General features: G+C 68.3%; 17 protein-coding genes. 8 read left to right on the forward strand and 9 right to left on the reverse strand.

Annotated features, from left to right (window positions below):
• Nucleotides 1-11: 11 nt before the first annotated feature.
• The gene (locus KYX17_RS08110) at nt 12-1,376 is read right to left on the reverse strand and encodes an aminomethyl transferase family protein (RefSeq protein ID WP_243226486.1); all 1,365 of its coding nucleotides are present in this window, start codon (nt 1,374-1,376) and stop codon (nt 12-14) included.
• A 234-nt stretch (nt 1,377-1,610) separates the two neighbouring features.
• Between KYX17_RS08110 and KYX17_RS08115 the strand changes: the two genes are divergently transcribed.
• The 5 genes from KYX17_RS08115 to KYX17_RS08135 are packed head-to-tail and all read left to right on the forward strand — an operon-like array spanning nt 1,611 to nt 6,267.
• On the forward strand, nt 1,611-2,393 hold the full coding sequence (locus KYX17_RS08115) for an ABC transporter ATP-binding protein (protein WP_243226487.1): 783 nt from the start codon (nt 1,611-1,613) through the stop codon (nt 2,391-2,393).
• Nucleotides 2,380-3,090 (forward strand): ABC transporter ATP-binding protein, encoded by a 711-nt coding sequence (locus KYX17_RS08120; RefSeq protein ID WP_243226488.1) that lies wholly within the window; start codon nt 2,380-2,382, stop codon nt 3,088-3,090. Before KYX17_RS08115 ends, KYX17_RS08120 begins: the two co-directional genes overlap by 14 nt.
• A gap of 2 nt (nt 3,091-3,092) precedes the next feature.
• Nucleotides 3,093-3,974 (forward strand): branched-chain amino acid ABC transporter permease, encoded by an 882-nt coding sequence (locus KYX17_RS08125; RefSeq protein WP_243226489.1) that lies wholly within the window; start codon nt 3,093-3,095, stop codon nt 3,972-3,974.
• Nucleotides 3,974-5,014, forward strand: a complete 1,041-nt coding sequence (locus KYX17_RS08130; protein WP_243226490.1) for a branched-chain amino acid ABC transporter permease — start codon at nt 3,974-3,976, stop codon at nt 5,012-5,014. Before KYX17_RS08125 ends, KYX17_RS08130 begins: the two co-directional genes overlap by 1 nt.
• Nucleotides 5,011-6,267, forward strand: coding sequence for an ABC transporter substrate-binding protein (locus KYX17_RS08135; protein WP_243226492.1), 1,257 nt, complete (start codon nt 5,011-5,013; stop codon nt 6,265-6,267). The genes KYX17_RS08130 and KYX17_RS08135 overlap by 4 nt, the downstream gene beginning before the upstream one ends.
• A gap of 179 nt (nt 6,268-6,446) precedes the next feature.
• Here KYX17_RS08135 and KYX17_RS08140 read toward each other — a convergent pair whose 3' ends face one another.
• The 6 genes from KYX17_RS08140 to KYX17_RS08165 all read right to left on the reverse strand — a co-directional run bounded on the left by KYX17_RS08140 (nt 6,447) and on the right by KYX17_RS08165 (nt 11,657).
• Complete coding sequence (locus KYX17_RS08140; protein ID WP_243226493.1) at nt 6,447-7,106, reverse strand: GntR family transcriptional regulator; 660 nt, start codon at nt 7,104-7,106, stop codon at nt 6,447-6,449.
• A 68-nt stretch (nt 7,107-7,174) separates the two neighbouring features.
• Nucleotides 7,175-7,756, reverse strand: a complete 582-nt coding sequence (gene folE / locus KYX17_RS08145) for a GTP cyclohydrolase I (protein WP_243226494.1) — start codon at nt 7,754-7,756, stop codon at nt 7,175-7,177.
• Nucleotides 7,753-8,349: a PadR family transcriptional regulator gene (locus KYX17_RS08150; RefSeq protein ID WP_243226495.1), complete on the reverse strand. Its 597-nt coding sequence runs from the start codon at nt 8,347-8,349 to the stop codon at nt 7,753-7,755. The genes folE and KYX17_RS08150 overlap by 4 nt, the downstream gene beginning before the upstream one ends.
• A 92-nt stretch (nt 8,350-8,441) precedes the next feature.
• Nucleotides 8,442-9,845, reverse strand: coding sequence for an aminomethyl transferase family protein (locus tag KYX17_RS08155; protein WP_243226496.1), 1,404 nt, complete (start codon nt 9,843-9,845; stop codon nt 8,442-8,444).
• Nucleotides 9,846-9,893: 48 nt separating this feature from the next.
• Nucleotides 9,894-10,769 carry a formyltetrahydrofolate deformylase gene (purU, locus tag KYX17_RS08160; protein ID WP_243226497.1) on the reverse strand — a complete coding sequence of 292 codons (876 nt, stop codon included), beginning with the start codon at nt 10,767-10,769 and terminating at the stop codon, nt 9,894-9,896.
• A 12-nt stretch (nt 10,770-10,781) separates the two neighbouring features.
• The gene (locus tag KYX17_RS08165; RefSeq protein WP_374208932.1) at nt 10,782-11,657 is read right to left on the reverse strand and encodes a methylenetetrahydrofolate reductase; all 876 of its coding nucleotides are present in this window, start codon (nt 11,655-11,657) and stop codon (nt 10,782-10,784) included.
• Nucleotides 11,658-11,905: 248 nt separating this feature from the next.
• Between KYX17_RS08165 and KYX17_RS32245 the strand changes: the two genes are divergently transcribed.
• Nucleotides 11,906-12,871: a S41 family peptidase gene (locus KYX17_RS32245; protein ID WP_243226498.1), complete on the forward strand. Its 966-nt coding sequence runs from the start codon at nt 11,906-11,908 to the stop codon at nt 12,869-12,871.
• Between the two features lie 15 nt (nt 12,872-12,886).
• Here KYX17_RS32245 and KYX17_RS31990 read toward each other — a convergent pair whose 3' ends face one another.
• Nucleotides 12,887-13,408, reverse strand: a complete 522-nt coding sequence (locus tag KYX17_RS31990; RefSeq protein ID WP_243226499.1) for a MarR family winged helix-turn-helix transcriptional regulator — start codon at nt 13,406-13,408, stop codon at nt 12,887-12,889.
• Nucleotides 13,409-13,524: 116 nt separating this feature from the next.
• The gene (locus KYX17_RS08180) at nt 13,525-15,027 is read right to left on the reverse strand and encodes an aldehyde dehydrogenase family protein (protein ID WP_243226500.1); all 1,503 of its coding nucleotides are present in this window, start codon (nt 15,025-15,027) and stop codon (nt 13,525-13,527) included.
• A 215-nt stretch (nt 15,028-15,242) separates the two neighbouring features.
• Here KYX17_RS08180 and KYX17_RS08185 point away from each other — a divergent pair, with 215 nt between their 5' ends.
• Both KYX17_RS08185 and KYX17_RS08190 read left to right on the forward strand, forming a co-directional pair.
• Entirely contained in the window at nt 15,243-16,118 is an 876-nt protein-coding gene (locus tag KYX17_RS08185; RefSeq protein WP_243226501.1) for a transketolase, read from the forward strand.
• Complete coding sequence (locus KYX17_RS08190) at nt 16,118-17,083, forward strand: transketolase family protein (RefSeq protein WP_243226504.1); 966 nt, start codon at nt 16,118-16,120, stop codon at nt 17,081-17,083. Before KYX17_RS08185 ends, KYX17_RS08190 begins: the two co-directional genes overlap by 1 nt.
• The last annotated feature ends 8 nt before the right edge of the window (nt 17,084-17,091 follow it).

Here is a 17,091-nt window from a genome sequence, read left to right on the forward strand (position 1 = left end):
GCTGCCGGCGCTCAGGCGCGATAGACCGTGCGCGCCCACTCGTGGTACGGGGCGGGGGCGACCGTCGCTCGCACGATCACCTGGCGGTGGTTCTGATCGACCGAGTCCTTCGCGGAGATCGGATCCTCGCCCCAAACGATCTCGACCTCGTCGCCGTCGGGGATGTCGGCGTCGAGCGTTGCGAGCGACATGTACAGCTGGTCGTAAGCGATGTAGCCCGCATCCGTCGAGATGCCGACGCGCTCGCCGTCGCGGCGCACCTCGTCCATCTGGTACAGCCCGTAGCGCGCCTTCGGGAAGTCGAGGAACTTCGCGGGTGTGCCGGGCTCGAGCTGCGAGCGCACGACGGCGGCGACATCGTCCGCGTTCCAGAGCAGGGTGACCTTGCGCCGGCGCGGGTTCTCCGCGTGCCGCTCCAGCGCCGCACGGCCGTGGAAGTCGTGGTCGAAGCGCACCGAGCGTCCGAGTCCGATGTCGTACGGCGTGAGATAGAAGTCGCGCACGTCGTCCGAGGTGAGCGAGCCCGCCACCGAGCCGATCCGCTCGGCGGGCAGCCACGACCGGTATTCGGCCATGTCGTCGTCGAAGACGGCGGGGAAGGGCGTGGGCACCCAGCCGGACTCGAGCGGTGTGGCCGAGTAGGCCTTCGCGCCGACGCGGCGGATGCCGAACTCCTCGCCCGCCTCCAGGATCGTCTGCAGCACGTGCTCGTTGTCGGCCCACGGGCCGAAGAACTCGAAGCCCGGCTGTCCGGCCATGCCGTGACGCAGCGCCTTCACCGCGCGGCCGCCGATCGTGACGTCGCCGATGTGGAAGAACTTGATGTCGGGTGCCGGGCCGCCGAAGAGCTTCTCCATGACGCGGTCGGCCTCGGGCCCCTGCAGCTCGTAGCGGTAGAAGGTGGGTGGGCCCTGCCGCATGTGCGAGTTCGGCTCCAGACGCTGATGCACATCCTTGCCCTCGGCCGCGGCCTTCTCGAGCGTGAAACGTACCCAGTCGATGAGGATGTGGTGCCCGATGAGCACGAGGCCCTCGGGTGCGTCCTCGTTGTAGAACAGGATGCCGTCGCCCACGAGGTAGCCGGATTCGTTCACGCTGATGAGTTGTTTGGCCACGCCCGGGCGGAACGTGGCGAACGTGTTGGGCGAGATGGAGGAGAGCACCTCGATGAGGTCGCGGCCGCCCAGGAACAGCTGCGTCATGTGATGCGACTGGTCCATGAGCGCGACGGTGGTGTTCCAGGCGCGCTGCTCGTCGCGCCAGTTCGTGAACTCGGGGGCGACCGGGAACGTGAACGCCGGCCAGTTCTGGTTGCGCAGCAGTTCGAGCGGGCTTCCGGTGCGTTCGATCGCCGCGGCGAGGGATTCGGATGTCATCGTCGACCTTCCTTTCGTCGAGCCGAGCATGCGCCGGCCGCGATCGATGATGGGCTCGATTTCCGTTCATGTGAAATATGCGCGGGATCGAGCGTCGTTCGCGAGAAAGTGTGATCAGAACGTGCCCCGAAATCGACGCCAAAATCGTTGACAATCTTCGGGCGACTCCGTACCGTCCCAGGAACGGGGCGAACCCCCGGTCTCGCAATGACGCGACGACACGGAAAGGCGGCCATGGCGGCTCGACTCACCCTCACGGACGTGAACCTGCGATTCGGCGGGATCACTGTGCTGCACGATGTCGGATTCGACGTGGAGCCCGGGCAGATCTTCGGCCTCGTCGGACCCAACGGCGCGGGCAAGACCTCGCTGTTCAACTGCATCAGCGGGCACTATCGCCCGAGTTCCGGCTCCATCACGATCGACGGCGACGAAGCATCCGGACAGACCCCGGCGCACCTCGCGCGGCGCGGACTCGCCCGCACCTTCCAGCATCCCGCGCTGCAACTGCACGCATCCGTGCTCGAGAACGTGATGCTGGGCGCGCACACGCGCCTTCCGGGCGGGCCCGGCGAGTGGGCGATCCGCACGCCGCGCACGTGGCGCTCGGAGCGGGAGATGCGCACGGAGGCGCTGCGGTTGCTGGAGCGCTCCGGCCTCGGCTGGGCGGCGAACCGCCACGCCGACGAGCTTTCGCACGGACTCCACAAGGCGATCGAGCTGTGCCGGGCACTCATGTCGCACCCGAAGCTGCTCCTGCTGGACGAGCCGGCGGCGGGTCTGCCGCATTCCGAGGTCGAGCAGCTCATCGCGACCGTCCGCGCCATCCGCGACGAAGACGACATCACCGTCGTGATCGTCGAGCACCACATGGGACTCATCGCGGCACTGACCGACCGTGTGGTCGTGCTCGATCACGGCCGCAAGCTCATGGAGGGCTCGGCCGCCGAGGCGCAGAGCGATCCCCGGGTGATCGAGGCCTACATCGGCAAGGAGGCCGCCGATGACGCTGCTTGAACTCGTCGACGTGACCGCGTCGTACGGTCCCGTCCAGGTGCTCGACGGAGTGTCGTTGAGCGTGCCCGAGGGGGGAGCCGTCGGCATTCTCGGCGCGAACGGCGCGGGCAAGACGACCACCCTCCGCGCGATCAGCGGAATGGTGCGCACGACCGGCACCCTTCGTTTTGACGGGCGCGACATCCGCGGGATGCGGCCCGAGAAGGTCGCGTCGATCGGCATCGCGCACGTGCCCGAGGGGCGCGGCACCCTTGGCGCCCTGACGGTGCGCGAGAACCTGCGGGTCGGCGCGTACCAGCGGCGCGACCACAAGGCGATCCAGGGCGACATCGACTACTGCCTCGACCTGTTCCCCAACCTCAAGGAGCGCTACCGCTCGCACGCCTCCGCGCTCTCCGGCGGCGAGCAGCAGATGCTCGCCGTCGCCCGCGCCTTCATGGCGAGGCCGCGGCTGCTCCTGCTCGACGAGGCGTCTCTGGGTCTGGCCCCGAGCACCGCGCGCACGGTCTACGACGCCATCGCGAGGCTCCGCCGGGAGTCGGGGATCGCGATGCTCGTGGTCGAGCAGAACGCGACGCTCGCCTTCCGGCTCGTCGACACCGCCACCGTGCTCGAGACCGGCCGGAACGTGCTCACCGGCACGTCGGCCGAGCTCAGGGGCATGGACGAGATCCGCCGCGCCTACCTGGGAGGTTGAGAGTGGGAACCTTCATCCAACTCGTCATCGATGGGCTGTCCATCGGCTCGGTCTACGCCGCCCTCGCCCTGGCGATCGTGCTCGTCAACCAGGCGACGGGCCTGATCAACTTCGCCCAGGGCGGGATGGCGGTGCTCTCCGCCTACCTCGCCTGGTGGTTCACCGGGGTCGGGGTCCCGCTCGTCCTCGCGATCCTGCTCTCCGTGGGCGTCTCGTTCCTGTTCGGCGCCGTCGTGGAGCGGTACCTGATGCGTCGCTTCGAGGGCGGCGATCCCGACACCGCCGTCGTGGTGACGATCGGTCTGCTGACGCTCATCACCGGCGTCTGCGGCTGGCTCTTCACCTACAACAACCAGCAGTTCCCCTCGCTTTTCCCCCTCGACACGATCTCGGTGCTGGGCGCGTCGGTGAGCGTGCGCTCGATCGGGACGACCGTGGTCATCCTCGCCATCATGATCCTGCTGCAGGCGCTGTTCGCCGGCACGAAGCTGGGCCTGGCGCTGCGGGCGGTCGCGGTGAATCCGCAGTCCGCGGCCTTCTCCGGTCTGCCGGTGAGTCGCCTGCTGATGGTCGGATGGGGGCTGGCGGCGGGTCTGGGCGCGGTGGCCGGCGCGCTCGTCGCCCCGCAGCTCACGCTCACCCCCGGCATGATGGACAACGCCCTCGTCTACGCGCTGGCCGCCGTCATCCTCGGCGGGATGTCGAGCCCCGTCGGGGTGGTCGCGGCGGCATGGATCATCGGCGTGCTGGAGAACCTCGCCGCCGTGTACGTGCCCTTCATCGGCTACGACCTGAAGGTCGCGGTGCCGTTCGTGCTCATCTTCGTCGTGCTGCTCGTGCGACCACAGGGCCTGTTCGGGCGCAGAACGGTGGTGCGTGTCTGATGGCTTCCACCGCATCCGTCTTCTCGCGTCGCTGGGTACGTGTTGTCGTCGTCCTCGCGGTCGTCGCCCTGCTCGTGCTGCTTCCGCTCATGCTGCCCGAGTTCGCCAACCAGACCATCGCGCGCATCGGCGTCTTCGCCGTCGCCGTCCTGGGGCTCAACGTCGTCATGGGCTACACCGGCCAGGTCTCGCTCGGGCAGATCTTCTTCGTCGGACTCGGCGCGTATGTCACCGCGTACGGCGTGCAGAACGACTGGAACATCGCCCTCGTCTTCGTGCTCAGCATCCTCATCCCCGGCGTCGTCGGACTGATCATCGCCCTCGCCGCCGCTCGGCTGGGCGGGCTCGCCATCGCAATGGTGACGATCGCGCTGCCGATCGTCGGTGTGCCGCTGGCCAAGCGACTGTCGGATCTGACCGGTGGGTCGCAGGGTGTCTCGGCCCGCTTCACCGATGCGCCGGAATGGACCGGTCTGTACAACGATCAGTGGCAGCTGTACCTCGTGATCATCATCGGCGGGATCGCGTTCCTGCTCACCCGCAATCTGGTGCGCGGCAAGTACGGGCGCGCCTTCGCGATCGTGAAGGACAACGAGGCGGTCGCCGCGGCGATGGGCGTCTCGCCCTATCGGTACAAGGTGCTCGCCTTCACGGTGGCCTCCCTCATCGGCGGCGTCAGCGGCTTCCTCTACATGGTCGTGGTGCAGTACACCTCGCCCGAGACGATGAGCTTCGGGCACTCCATCCAGTTGCTCGCGGCGATGGTCATCGGCGGCGCGGGCAGCATCATCGGGTCGCTCCTGGGTGGTGCGTACTACGTGCTCGCGCCGCAGCTGACGAACCTCGTCGACCCCAACCTGACGGCCGTGCTCCAGGGGGCGCTGCTGCTGCTTGTGCTCTTCGTCCTCCCGGGCGGACTCGCATCCCTCCCCGCACGACTGAGACGGATGCGGCGTCGCCCCGATCGAGCACCGAGCAACCCATCGTCCGGCGACCTTCCCGCGTCGCCGAGCACCACAGAGAGGCAGAATCACCCATGAATCTGAGGAAGAGGAGCGTGCTGGGCATCGTCGCCCTGACGTCCGCTCTCGCACTGGCCGTCGTCGGCTGTTCGCGCGGCGGGGGAGGCTCCGACGCCACGGGCGGCGCCGCGGCCGCGAGCCCCGGCATCACCGACACATCGATCAGCCTGGGCATCACCACGCCGCTCAGCGGCGGTACTGCGGGCCCCGGCACCTGCACGGTCGCCGGCATCACGGCGTACTTCGGTGCGAAGAACGCCGAGGGCGGCGTGACCTTCGGCGACGGCAAGACCCGCACGGTCGACATCAAGGCGCTCGACGACGCCTACGACCCCCAGAAGGCCAAGGCCAACTACGACCAGCTGAAGGACAACGTCTTCGCGATGACGGCCGGTCTCGGCACGCCGACCAACCGCGCCTACCGCGAGGCGGCCATCGCCGACGAGGTGCCGCAGGTGCTCGTCATGACCGGCGACCCGATCTTCAGCGAGACGAACGAGAGCCCCTGGCAGCTCGGCTTCGTGCCGATCTACCAGAACGAGGGCGAGGCCTTCGGCAAGCTCCTGGCCGCATCCGGCGAGAACCACAAGGTCGCCGTGCTCTACCAGAACGACGACTATGGCGAGGGCTACCTCGAGGGCTTCAAGAGCGCGGTCGAAGGTGCGAGCAACATCGAGATCGTCAAGGAGCTCACCTACGAGGCGACCGACACGGCCGTCGACGCGCAGCTGACGGAGCTGGCGAGCTCGGGCGCGGATGTGTTCTTCAACGCGATGTCGATCACCCCGCTCGTGATCTCGTCGCTGCAGAAGGCGCAGCAGCTCGGATGGAGCCCGAGCTGGTTCCTGCCGTCGAACACGTCGAGCCCGACCGCCATCCTTCAGCCCGGTGGCGCCGACGCGTTCCCCGGCGTGTACTCGGTGTCGTTCTCCAAGGCGCCCGCGAGCCCCGCGTTCGCCGACGACGAGGATGTGCAGACGTTCCTGACCGACCTGAAGCAGTACGCGGACTACCAAGACATGCCTGCCTTCCCGCACTGCATGTGGAGCTTCATGGTCGGGGCGACCCTCGAGCAGGCCTTCGAGACGATGACCGAGCCGACGCGCGAGAACTTCATGGAGGCCCTGCGCTCGATCACCGACTTCCAGGCGCCGCTGATGCTCGACGGCACCGCCGTCGACACCACCGTGGACGGTCAGCCGGCCGTGTCGTCGGTGGTCGTGCAGAAGTACAACGGACAGGGGTACACCACGGTCGAGTCCTTCGGCTGACCCGCATCCCGTCCGTCTAGATCCCGCGAGACTGCATCTTCGTCACGAGATCACGGGTAAACCCCGTGATCTCGTGCGAAAGATGCAGTCTCGCGGGCTTTGCGCGGTGGCGGCGACGGATGCGGTCGGGTGCCCGGATGCGGTCGGGTGCCCGGATGCGGTCGGGTGCCCGGATGCGGTCAGTCGAGCGAGCGGAGGATGTCGACGATGCCGGCGAGGTGCTGCCGAGTGGCGGCCTCCGCGGCATCCGGATCGCGGGCGACGACCGCGTCGATGATCGCGATGTGCTCGGGTGCGGACTGCGCGGCGCGGCCGGGATGGAAGGCGAGTCGGAACTGGTGCCGCGCGGACTGTGCGCGCAGACGCTCCAGGAGCTGGGATGCGGTCGCGTGCCCGCTGAGCTCGCGCAGGCGCCGATCGAGCTCCTGGTTGAGTCGGGAGTAGCGCACCAGGTCGCCGCCGGAGATCGCCTGCTCGATGTCGGAACGGAGCGCGCGCAGGCCCTCGATGTCGTCATCGTCGACCCGCTCGGCCGCTTTTCGGGCGCACAGCGACTCGAGCCCCATGCGCACCTCGACGATCTCGACCGCCTCGTCGACCGTGATGGCGCGCACCCGCGCGCCGCGATTGGGCAGGCGCTCGACCAGACCCTCGCCCGCGAGCGTCAGCAGCGCGGTGCGCACGGCTGCCCGCGGAGCCTCGAAGCGTTCGCTGAGATCGGCCTCGATGAGCCGTTGGTGAGGCGCGAACTCGCCGCCGAGGATCGCGTCGCGGATCTGTGCGGCCAGCTCAGGGCGCGCCGCCTGCTCGGCCTCGTCCGTCACGGAGGGAAACGTCATCGTCATCCCCTTCTCGGGCGGAAGCGCCGCACCGGATCGTCAACACTATTGTGTCCGATCCGCGAGCGTCACGGGGTGGATGGTGCGGCGAGGCGCCAGGTCGCGTCGGGGATGTCGCCGAGGGTGGCCACCGTGACCACGCGAGCGGATGCGGCGCTCGGCTCCAGATGGGCCACGCAGCCGTGCCGGGCTTCCACGCGCACGGCGACCCCGTGTGGGCGCAGCACCGTCATGAGCGCCTCGGCGATCTGATGCCCGAGGCGCTCCTGCAGCTGAGGGCGACGGGAGGCGAGCTCGACGAGCGTCGCGATGCGGCTGAGTCCGGCGATGTGACGCACCGGCGCGTAGAAGACATCGACCGTGCCTTCGAAGGGCAGCAGGTGGTGCTCGCACACCGAGCGGAACGGGATCGCGGTCATCCCGACGAGCTCGCCCGGGTGTTCGTTGTCGGTGAGGGCCACGGGAGCTCCGAGGGCGGATGCCGGGTCGACGCCCAGTCCGGAGAACAGGTCGAGGAAGAGGTCCGCCACCCGCTCGGGGGTGCGGGTGAGTCCGAGGCGATCGGTGTCCTCGCCGACGGCCTCGAGCAGCTCGCGAACGGCCGCGACCGCGCGGGCGCGGTCGGTGCGCGCTGCCGTGTCGATGCTCATGTTGCTCCTTCTGCGCCTTCGAGGCGCTCGACGAGGGCGAGGCCGCGCTGCGCCCACGAGATCTCGCCCCGCGCGCGCTCCACGAGACCCTCGTAGGCGAAGCGCTTGTAGGCGATCGTGCGTTCTCGGTCCGCCTCGGCGGTGACGGCGAGACGGCGCAGCAGCATGGGGTTGTCGACCGCGTCGATGCGCGCCAGCTCGCCCTCCCACTGCTCCAGCTCGCTCTCCCACTGCGCGATGTGCGCGCGCAGGAACGCACGGGAGTCGGCGGGTGTGCCGGCTTCGAGGTAGGCCGCCCGGAGGTGAGCGGGATCGCGCACGCGCTGGTAGTCCAGCGGAGCTGCCATCCACGCGAGGAAGGCTGCATCCCCTTCGGGGGTGATGTGGTACATCCGACGGGTGCCGCGCTCGCCGCGCGCCTGCTCCTCGCCGCGCACGAGGCCTTCGGCCTCCATCTTGCGTAGCTCGGGGTAGATCTGGGAGTCCGGGGCGTGCCAGACGTGCCCGACCGAGACCGCGAACTGCTTCTGCAGGTCGTAGCCGGACTGCGGTCCCACCCGCACGAGGGCGAGGAGCGCGTAGCGCAGGCTCATCCGCCGTTCTCCTTCCGAGCTGTGGCTCTGAGGCTATCCATAAACGCCGACGCGGGGCCCGGGCGGACCGGACCCCGCGTCGCGTCGAGGGCTCAGCCCTTGTAGCCGGTGCGCCAGCCGCCCTGGTAGGTCTGGCGGGCGACGGTGGAGTAGGGCACGGGACTGACGACCACGCGCACCTCGGTCTGCTCGTGCGGCTCGACGGAGGCCTTGGAGGTGCCGCCGTTCGGCTCGCCCCAGACGACCTTCAGCTCGGTGCCCTCGGGCACGTCGGGGTCGACCGTGCCGAGCGAGAGACCACGACGCTCGTTGGCGCTGTAGCCGGTGAACATCGAGAAGCCCACGACGGCGCCGTCCGCATCCACGACCGAGTCGTAGTTCGCGGAGCCGTAGTTGGCCAGCGGCAGGTCGAAGAACTTGTAGTTGGGTCCGTCGACGTTCAGCAGCGAGCCCCAGACCTTTGCGAGGTCCTCGGCGTTCCACGCGAGGGTGACCTTCTTGCGCTGGGTCGCCGGATCGATCTTCTCGAGCGCGTCGCGGCCGATGAAGTCATGGTCGAACTTCACGAACGAGCCGTAACCGAGCTCCCAGGGCGTCAGGTAGTAGTCCTCGATGTTGTCCGAGACGAAGGAGCCCGCGAGGGTTCCGGTGGCCTCGTAGCTGTCGACGCCGAGCCACTCGCGGTAGCCGCGCTCGGCCTCACCCGAGTAGATCGCGGGAAGCGGCGAGGGGATCCACCCGGACTCGAGCGTGTTCGAGGGGTAGGCGCGCGATCCGACCGGCACGAGACCGAACTCGACTCCGGCTTCGACGATGGCGTCGCGGATGGCGTCGTGGTCCTCGTAGGGACCCCAGATCTCGAGACCGGGAGCGCCGGCCATGCCGTGACGGAGGGTGCGCACGGTCTTGCCGGCGATCGTCATGGTCGACATGTTGAAGAAGCCGAGCTTCTCCAGCGGGCCTCCGTTGAGCTTCTCGATGACGTCCCAGGCCTTGGGGCCCTGGATCTGGAAGCGGTAGTAGCGGCGCGTCACGGCGTGGCCGTACGGACGCGAGGGCGAGCGACGGTCGACCTGCACGTCGAGGTTCTGGTAGCCGCCGGTCTCCCCGTGGTACATCAGCCAGTTGGATGCGGGCGCGCGGCCGACGTACACGTACTCGTCCTCGGCCTCGCGGAACAGGATGCCGTCGCCGATCACGTGGCCGCTCGCGGTGGTGGGCACGTACTGCTTGGCCTTGTTGACCGCGAAGTTCGCGACCGAGTTGATCGCGGTGTCGCTGATGAGCTTGATCGCGTCAGAGCCCTTCAGGAACACGTTGTCCATGTGGTGGGACTGGTCGTAGAGGACGGCCGTGTTGCGCCAGGCCTGCTGCTCCTTAATCCAGTTCTGGAAGTCGGCGGGGACGACCGGGTAGATGTAGGAGCCGATCTGCGAGTTGCGCAGCATCTCGACCGGGTTGGTCTGGTCGATGAGTTCCTGCAGGTTGCTGGCCACGATGAACCTCTCTGTTCGGGGGCCGGCGCCTCGGGTGAGGCGTCGGAGTCAGGTGAAGACGATGGTGTGGTTGCCGTGCCGGATGACACGGTCCTCGGCGTGCCACTGCACGGCGCGCGAGAGCACAGCCCGCTCGACGTAGGCACCGCGGGCCTGGAGGTCGGCGGCGGTCATGGAGTGGTCGACGCGGGCGACGTCCTGCTCGATGATCGGCCCCTCGTCGAGATCCTTGGTGACGTAGTGGCTGGTGGCGCCGATGAGCTTGACGCCGCGTTCCTTGGCCTTCTTGTAGGGGCCGGCGCCGATGAAGGCGGGAAGGAAGGAGTGGTGGATGTTGATCACAGGCACGCCCACGCCCTCGAGGAAGTCATCGGTGAGGATCTGCATGTAGCGCGCCAGCACGACGAAGTCGACGTTGCCGGCGAGGAGCTTGACGATCTCGCGCTCGGCCTCCGACTTGTCCGGGCCCTGCGAGGGCACGTGGAAGAACGGGATGCCGAACGAGCGCACGTCCTCGGCGGTGTTCGTGTGGTTGGAGATCACCATGGGGATCGTCACGTTGAGCTCGCCCCGGCGGTGACGCCACAGCAGCTCGAGCAGGCAGTGATCGCTCGTGGAGGCGAGGATCGCCATCCGCTTCGGCACCGACTGGTCGGTCAGTCGCCACTGCATCCCGTAGGGCTCCAGCGTCTGGGCGAGGTCGGCTTCGATGTCGCCGATCGCCGCGGCGAGTTCGGGACGGTGGAAGACGACGCGCTGGAAGAACGCGCCGCCCTCGGGGTTGTCCGAGTACTGGTCGAGCGTGACGATGTTCGCCTTGTTGCGCGTGATGAGTGCGGTGACGGCGGCGACGAGCCCGGGCTGGTCGGGGCCGTGCACGATCAGGCAGGCGTGGTCACGCAGGGCGTCTTTGTGCAGGGACATGCGGGGATCTCCTCAGGACTGCGCGGCGATGTACTCGCGGGCCCAGTCGGATGTCGCCCGCAGACCGCCGAACGTGTAGAAGTGAATTTTGACAGGTCCGCGGGAGTCCTTCTGCGCGACGAGCGCGCCGAGGTCGCCGATGAACCGGTCGGGGCCCGCCGTTCCCATGAGGTTGGTGAGCGAGAACCCGTACTTCTTCACGATCATCGCGTTCGCGCCGACGCCGAAGCGGCGGGCGAAGTTGATGAGGCGCTTGATGCCGGCGGGGCCGGGTGTGCCGATGCGGATCTCCGAGGTGATCCCGCGGCTGCGTACGGCGTCGATCCAGTCGATGACCGGGTCGGTGTCGAACGCGAACTGCGTGAGGATGACCTGGCCGAGACCCGCATCGGCCAGGGCCGCCGACTTGTCCTCGAGGTGGCGCCACAGCACGTCGGTGGGGATGTCGGGGTGTCCCTCGGGGTAGCCCGCGATCGAGACCTCGCGCACGCCGTACTTCTGCAGGATGCCGGAACGGATGACGCTCAGCGAGTCGGGGTACGGGCCCTCGGGCTCTGCCGGGTCGCCGCCGACGGCGAAGACGTGCTCGGTGGCACCCACCTGCTGCAGGCGGTCGAGGAACTCCTCGAGCTGGGCAGCGGAGGCGAGCCGACGGGCGGAGACGTGCGGGACGGGGACGAATCCCGCATCCTTCACGGCCTTGGCGGCAGCGACGCGCATGTCGAGGTCTTCGTTGCCGAGGAAGGTGACGTTGATTTTGGTGCCAGCGGGGATGACGTCGCGGGCTTCTTCGAGTCCGGGGATGTCCTTGCCGGTCATCTCGAGCGAGAAGCCGTCGAGGAGCGCGAGGGATGCGGCCGGGTCGGGTGCGGGGGTGTTACGTGCCACGAGTCGTGGTCCTTCCGCTTTCGGGAGGGCTTCGTTGCGCCTCGTCAGCGAGAGTACCTATGTCGATAGGTAATGACAAGAGGTATTTCACGGTTCGTCGTCCGTCTTCGGGATGACATGCGCCCGAGGAGTTACATCGCCCCGCCGATGTGCCCGCGATTCCGCGGGAGAACCATGGGGATGTGTCATCTTCACATGTGCCCGCAACCACCCCTCGCGCTCGTCCGAAGCACCGCCGTCGGCGTGTGGTGGTCACGACGGTTACCCTCGGCGCGCTCGCCGGAGCCGTCGTCGCCGCGGTCTTCGCCGCCGACGTCTACGGGCCGCGCTTCGGGTTCTATCTCGTGCCACCCTCTGTCGAGAAGTATGCGCAGCTCGCCGTCGAACGTCTCGACGGCGGTTACCACGCGAATGACCCGGAGTGGCCGGCGAAGCGGGCCGCCATCCTGGATGCGGCGAGGTCGGCTAGCGAATACGCCGAGCTGTATCCGCTCCTGCAGGAGGGCACGCAGATCGCCGGCGGTCGGCACTCGAGCTTCGTCCCGGCGGGGACGGGGTCCGCGGCTGCTGAGTCGTCGGCCCAGCCGACGGTCGACACCGACGCCGGAGTCACGACGATCGTGCTGCCCGAGATGGTCTCCTCGCGGGCGGAGGAACTCCAGAGTTACGCCACGACCGTCGCAGACGGCATCGATCGGGCCGCGGCGGACACCTGCGGCTGGGTGATCGATCTGCGCGGCAACCGTGGGGGCAACATGTACCCGATGCTCTCGGGAATCGCCGCGCTGCTTCCCGATGGCGTGGCGCTGTCCTTCGTCGACCGGGGCGGCAATGCGACGGCGGTCACGATCGAGCCGCGGGGCGCCGCGATCGCCGGCAACGTCATGGTCGACGTCGGGGCGCACGAGAAGCTCGCCGGCAGGCCCATCGCCGTCCTCCAGGACGAGTGGACCGCGTCCAGCGGGGAGGCCGTGCTCGCGTCCTTCCGCGGCGTGGAGGGCGCCCGCACCTTCGGGGCCGATAGTGCCGGCTACACCTCCGCGAACGTGAGCCGCACGCTGTTCGACGGCGCGACGATCTCTCTCACCGAGAGTGTGTACGTCGACCGCACCGGCCGGAACTACGAAGAGGGCCCCATCGCGCCGGACCAGACCTCTACACAGGACGACGCTGATGCGCGCGCCTGGTTGGGTGAGCAGGGCTGCGTGGGTTGAGCCTGCGGGAGCGACTCAGCTCTTGCGGGAGGCGCCCGCATCCGCGAGCCAGGACTCGTTGTCGATGCTCTGCAGCACCCGCATCTCGTCGAGCATCTTGCGCAGCAGGGCATTGAGTCGGGTGACCTCGGCCGGCGTCATGTGGGCCAGGATGATCTCCTGCCCGCGAAGGGAGATCGGCAGCATGTCGTCGTGCATGGTCGCGCCGGCTGCCGTCAGATACATCGGCCGTGATCCGCGTGCGCCCTCCGCGAGGACCACGAGGCCCCGCTCCACCAGGGTCGTCACGCTCTTGGAGACGATCGCCTTGTTGACCACCAGGAACTCCGAAATCTCCGAGGCGGAGAAGCCCGGGTTCATGGCCAGTGCGGAGATGACACGCCACTCGTTCGTGCCCAGATCGAACTGACGGCGCAGTTCGTGGGATTCGCGCCAGACCAGCGCGTTGGAAAGCAGGGCCAGCAACCTCGGAGTGAAGGCGTCCGGATCGATGTGGTCGGCCAGCGGCTCGACGACCGCCTCGGCGGGGGGCTTCACGCCGTGTGCGTGTCGAGTGCGATCTGTGGCCATGGGTTTCCTCTCCGGGAGTCGGATGCGGCATCCGCCGCTGCACGACGCGGGCCGGGAGGAGGTCCCGGCCCGCGTCGTGGTCGTCAGTGCGCCATCGCCGCCAGGGCTTCCGGGTCGATCGTGGCGATCGACCGGGTGTCCTGGAAGGCTCGGACGCCTTCGATCCCCTGCTCGCGGCCGAAGCCGGACTGCTTCATGCCGCCGAAGGGCGCGCGCAGGTCGAGGCGGGTGGCGCCGTGGTCGTTGACCCACACGTAACCGCAGACCAGCTGCGATCCCACGCGCTGCGCCGACTCGGGCGATGCGGTCCAGACCGATCCGCACAGGCCGCCCCAGGTGTCGTTCGCGAGGGCGACCGCCTCCTCCTCCGAGTCGAACGGGATGATCGGGATGACCGGGCCGAACTGCTCCTGGGTCACCACGCGCAGCGACGGGTCGGGGTCCACGACGATCGCCGGACGCAGGAAGTTGCCGCCCGCCAGCTCGCCTCCGGGCAGGGTGCCGTACTCGCGCACGTCGGCGCCGGCATCCTTCGCCTCCTGGATGATCTCCTCGACGAACGCCTTCTGTGCCGGCTGGTGGAGCGGGCCCATGGTCGTGCCCTCGTCGAGTCCGTACCCGATCACGACCTTCTCGAGGCGTGCCTCGAGCCCCGCCACCAGCTCGTCCAGACGCGAGCGGTGCACGAATACGCGCTTGGCGTTCATGCAGATCTGGCCCGTGGTGTCGTAGATCGCGGCGTAGAGGCGGTCGAGGTGCGTGTCGTCGAGGATCGCGTCCTCCAGGAACACCGCTGCGTCGTTGCCGCCGAGCTCGAGCGTGACGCGGGTGAGCGTCTGCGCGGCCATCTGCATGATGCGCTTGCCGCCGTTCACACTGCCGGTGAAACAGACCTTCGCGACATCCGGGCTCTGGATGAGCTCAGCCATGTTCTCGTCGCGGCCCGTGACGACGTTGAGCACGCCGGGCGGCAGCTTCTCGGCGATGCGCTGCACCACGCGGGTCGTCGCCAGCGGCGCCGAGGGCGGCGGCTTCACGATCGCGGTGTTGCCCGCGAGCAGCGCGTGGGGCAGAGCTGCGCCGAGGATGGCGATGGGCCAGTTGAAGGGCACGATGATCGTGACGACGCCCAGCGGCTGATAGCCCACCTCGGTTGTCACGGGGATCGCGCCGGGGACGACGGGAAGCGTGTGCCCCTTCTCGACCTCGTCCTTCAGCATGAGGGCGAGGTTCCACCGGATTTCGAAGACGAGGGCATCCACCCACCCCTCGAAGCGGATCTTGCCGTTCTCCTGCGACAGGATGGCGGCGTCCGTGTCGCGCTCGTCGGCGATGCCGGCGATGGCTGCCGCCATCGCCTCGGCGCGCTGGGCCGCCGACAGCGCGCTCCACGAGCCGAAGGCGGCGGATGCGGCGGCGACCGCATCCGCGACATCCGCGGGCGTGGCTGCAGCAGCCTCGCCAACGACGACTCCGGGCTTTCCCGGATCGGCGATCTGTAGAACGTCATCGGTGAAGCGCTCCGCGCCTCCGATGTAGAGCCCTGTCCGCACTCCGGCGGACGTATGGGCGATCGAACTCGACATCCCTGCACCTCTCTGTGTCTCGGATATGTGCGGGATCGCGACCGTCGCCACCCCCGCGCCACGAGTTTACGTCCATTCCTGTTTACATGTAAATGAGATCGTGCTACGTTCGCCGGGTCGCCCTCCAGAGTCGGATGGCGGCACCCGAAACGACGTCGATGAAGACGCGATTCTGCGCATATTCGACGTCTCCCTGCCATCGACGAGGAGGCATGATGAGCAGTTCCCCCCTGCAGACGGACCAGCGTCCGAACGTGGCCGAACTGGAGGATCTGGCGTTCGAGCTGCGGCGCAAGCTCCTGCAGCTGTGCGGCACCTACGAGGGCGCCGTCCACATCGGCGGAGACCTGTCTTCGGCGGACATCTTCACCGCTCTCTTCCACTACGGGCTGAACGTCGACCCGACCGACATCGCCAACCCCGAGCGCGATCGCTTCGTGCTCAGCAAGGGTCACGCCGCCGTCTGCATGTACATCGCGATGGCGATGCGCGGCTTCTTCTCCTACGAAGGCATCGTCGACACCTACGGCCAGCTCGACAGCGCCTACGGCATGCACCCGTGCAAGGTGCAGCTGCCGGGTGTGGAGGCGTCGACGGGATCGCTCGGCCACGGCCTTCCCCTCGCCGTGGGCATGGCGCTCAGTGCCCGTCACCGCGGTGACGCCCACCGCGTGTTCACCCTGCTCGGTGACGGGGAGACCGGCGAGGGTTCGGTCTGGGAGGCGGTCATGGCCGCCCGCAGCAATCGCCTCGGCAACCTCGTCGCCTTCGTCGACCGCAACCGCCAGCTCATGACGAGCTTCGCGGAGGAGCGTGTCGCCTTCGAGCCGTACCCCGACAAGTGGCGCGCCTTCGGGTGGAACGTCGTGCACATCGACGGCCATGACATGGGCCAGCTGGTCGAGGCGCTCGACGCGTTGCCCGAGCCCGACAGCGAGACGCCCACGGTCATCGTCGCCGAGACCATCAAGGGCAAGGGTGTCGACTTCATGGAGCGCAACCTCGCCTGGCACGCCGGATCGCTCGGCGCCGCCGATCTCGAACGCGCCCTCGCGGCGCTCACCGCCTCGCGTGAGAAGGAGTCCGTCTGATGCCTGTGACCTTCACTTTCGGAGAGTTCCTCGGAGCGCGATCGGTGATCGGCTCGACGCTCGCGGAGCTCGGCGCCGAGCACGAGAACCTGTGGGTGCTCACCCCCGACATCGGTGCGACCCTCGTCGAGTTCCGCGACACCTTCCCCGACCGGTTCATCGATGTCGGACTCGCCGAGCAGGCGTGCGTCGGGATCGCCGCCGGCCTTGCCTACGACGGCAACATCCCCGTCGTCTCCGGCATGCTTCCGTTCCTCAGCATGCGCGCGCTCGAGCAGGTGCGCACCGACGTCTGCTACCCCAACCTCCCGGTGAAGATCATCGGTACGCACGGCGGACTCGTCGGCAACGGCGGATCGACGCACTACGCGGTCGAGGACCTCGCGCTCATGTGCGCCCTGACGAACATGACCGTCACCTCGATCGGTGACCCGCTCATGGTGGGCGAGATCCTCCGGCAGTCGATGACGATGCAGGGACCCATCTACATCCGCCTCGCCGTCGGCAAGAAGGACAAGGTGCTCTACGAGCCGGGTCAGCACGAGGTGCGCATCGGCAAGGGAATCGTGGCGCGAGAGGGCACCGACGCGACGATCTTCACGCACGGTACGACCGTCGCCCAGGCGCTGGATGCCGCGGAGGAGCTGGCTGCGGACGGCCGCTCGGTGCGCGTGGTCGACATGTTCACGCTGAAGCCGATCGATGAGGAGCTCATCGTGCGCTCGGCGGCCGAGACGGGCGGGCGCTTCGTCGTGCTCGAGGACCACCTCGCCTACGGCGGCCTCGCCACCCGCATCGCCGATGTCGTGGCCGATCGCGGCATCCGTCTGACGGCGTTCGAGCGACTCGGGATCCCGCAGGTCTACGCCGGCTTCGGGGAGGACGAGCAGCTGCGCGACAAGTACGGTTACGGGCTGTCGGCGACGACCGCGGCGCTGCGTCGCGTGATCGCGGCCGAGGGGTGAGCGCCACC

This window comes from Microbacterium sp. CIAB417 (assembly GCF_022788845.1).

Coding starts and splice junctions, on each gene's coding strand:
- KYX17_RS08110 (WP_243226486.1), bottom strand. CDS start 1,376: ATGACATCCGAATCCCTCGCCGCGGCGATCGAACGCACCGGAAGCCCG.
- KYX17_RS08115 (WP_243226487.1), top strand. CDS start 1,611: ATGGCGGCTCGACTCACCCTCACGGACGTGAACCTGCGATTCGGCGGG.
- KYX17_RS08120 (WP_243226488.1), top strand. CDS start 2,380: ATGACGCTGCTTGAACTCGTCGACGTGACCGCGTCGTACGGTCCCGTC.
- KYX17_RS08130 (WP_243226490.1), top strand. CDS start 3,974: ATGGCTTCCACCGCATCCGTCTTCTCGCGTCGCTGGGTACGTGTTGTC.
- KYX17_RS08135 (WP_243226492.1), top strand. CDS start 5,011: ATGAATCTGAGGAAGAGGAGCGTGCTGGGCATCGTCGCCCTGACGTCC.
- KYX17_RS08140 (WP_243226493.1), bottom strand. CDS start 7,106: ATGACGTTTCCCTCCGTGACGGACGAGGCCGAGCAGGCGGCGCGCCCT.
- folE (WP_243226494.1), bottom strand. CDS start 7,756: ATGAGCATCGACACGGCAGCGCGCACCGACCGCGCCCGCGCGGTCGCG.
- KYX17_RS08150 (WP_243226495.1), bottom strand. CDS start 8,349: ATGAGCCTGCGCTACGCGCTCCTCGCCCTCGTGCGGGTGGGACCGCAG.
- purU (WP_243226497.1), bottom strand. CDS start 10,769: ATGTCCCTGCACAAAGACGCCCTGCGTGACCACGCCTGCCTGATCGTG.
- KYX17_RS08180 (WP_243226500.1), bottom strand. CDS start 15,027: ATGTCGAGTTCGATCGCCCATACGTCCGCCGGAGTGCGGACAGGGCTC.
- KYX17_RS08185 (WP_243226501.1), top strand. CDS start 15,243: ATGAGCAGTTCCCCCCTGCAGACGGACCAGCGTCCGAACGTGGCCGAA.
- KYX17_RS08190 (WP_243226504.1), top strand. CDS start 16,118: ATGCCTGTGACCTTCACTTTCGGAGAGTTCCTCGGAGCGCGATCGGTG.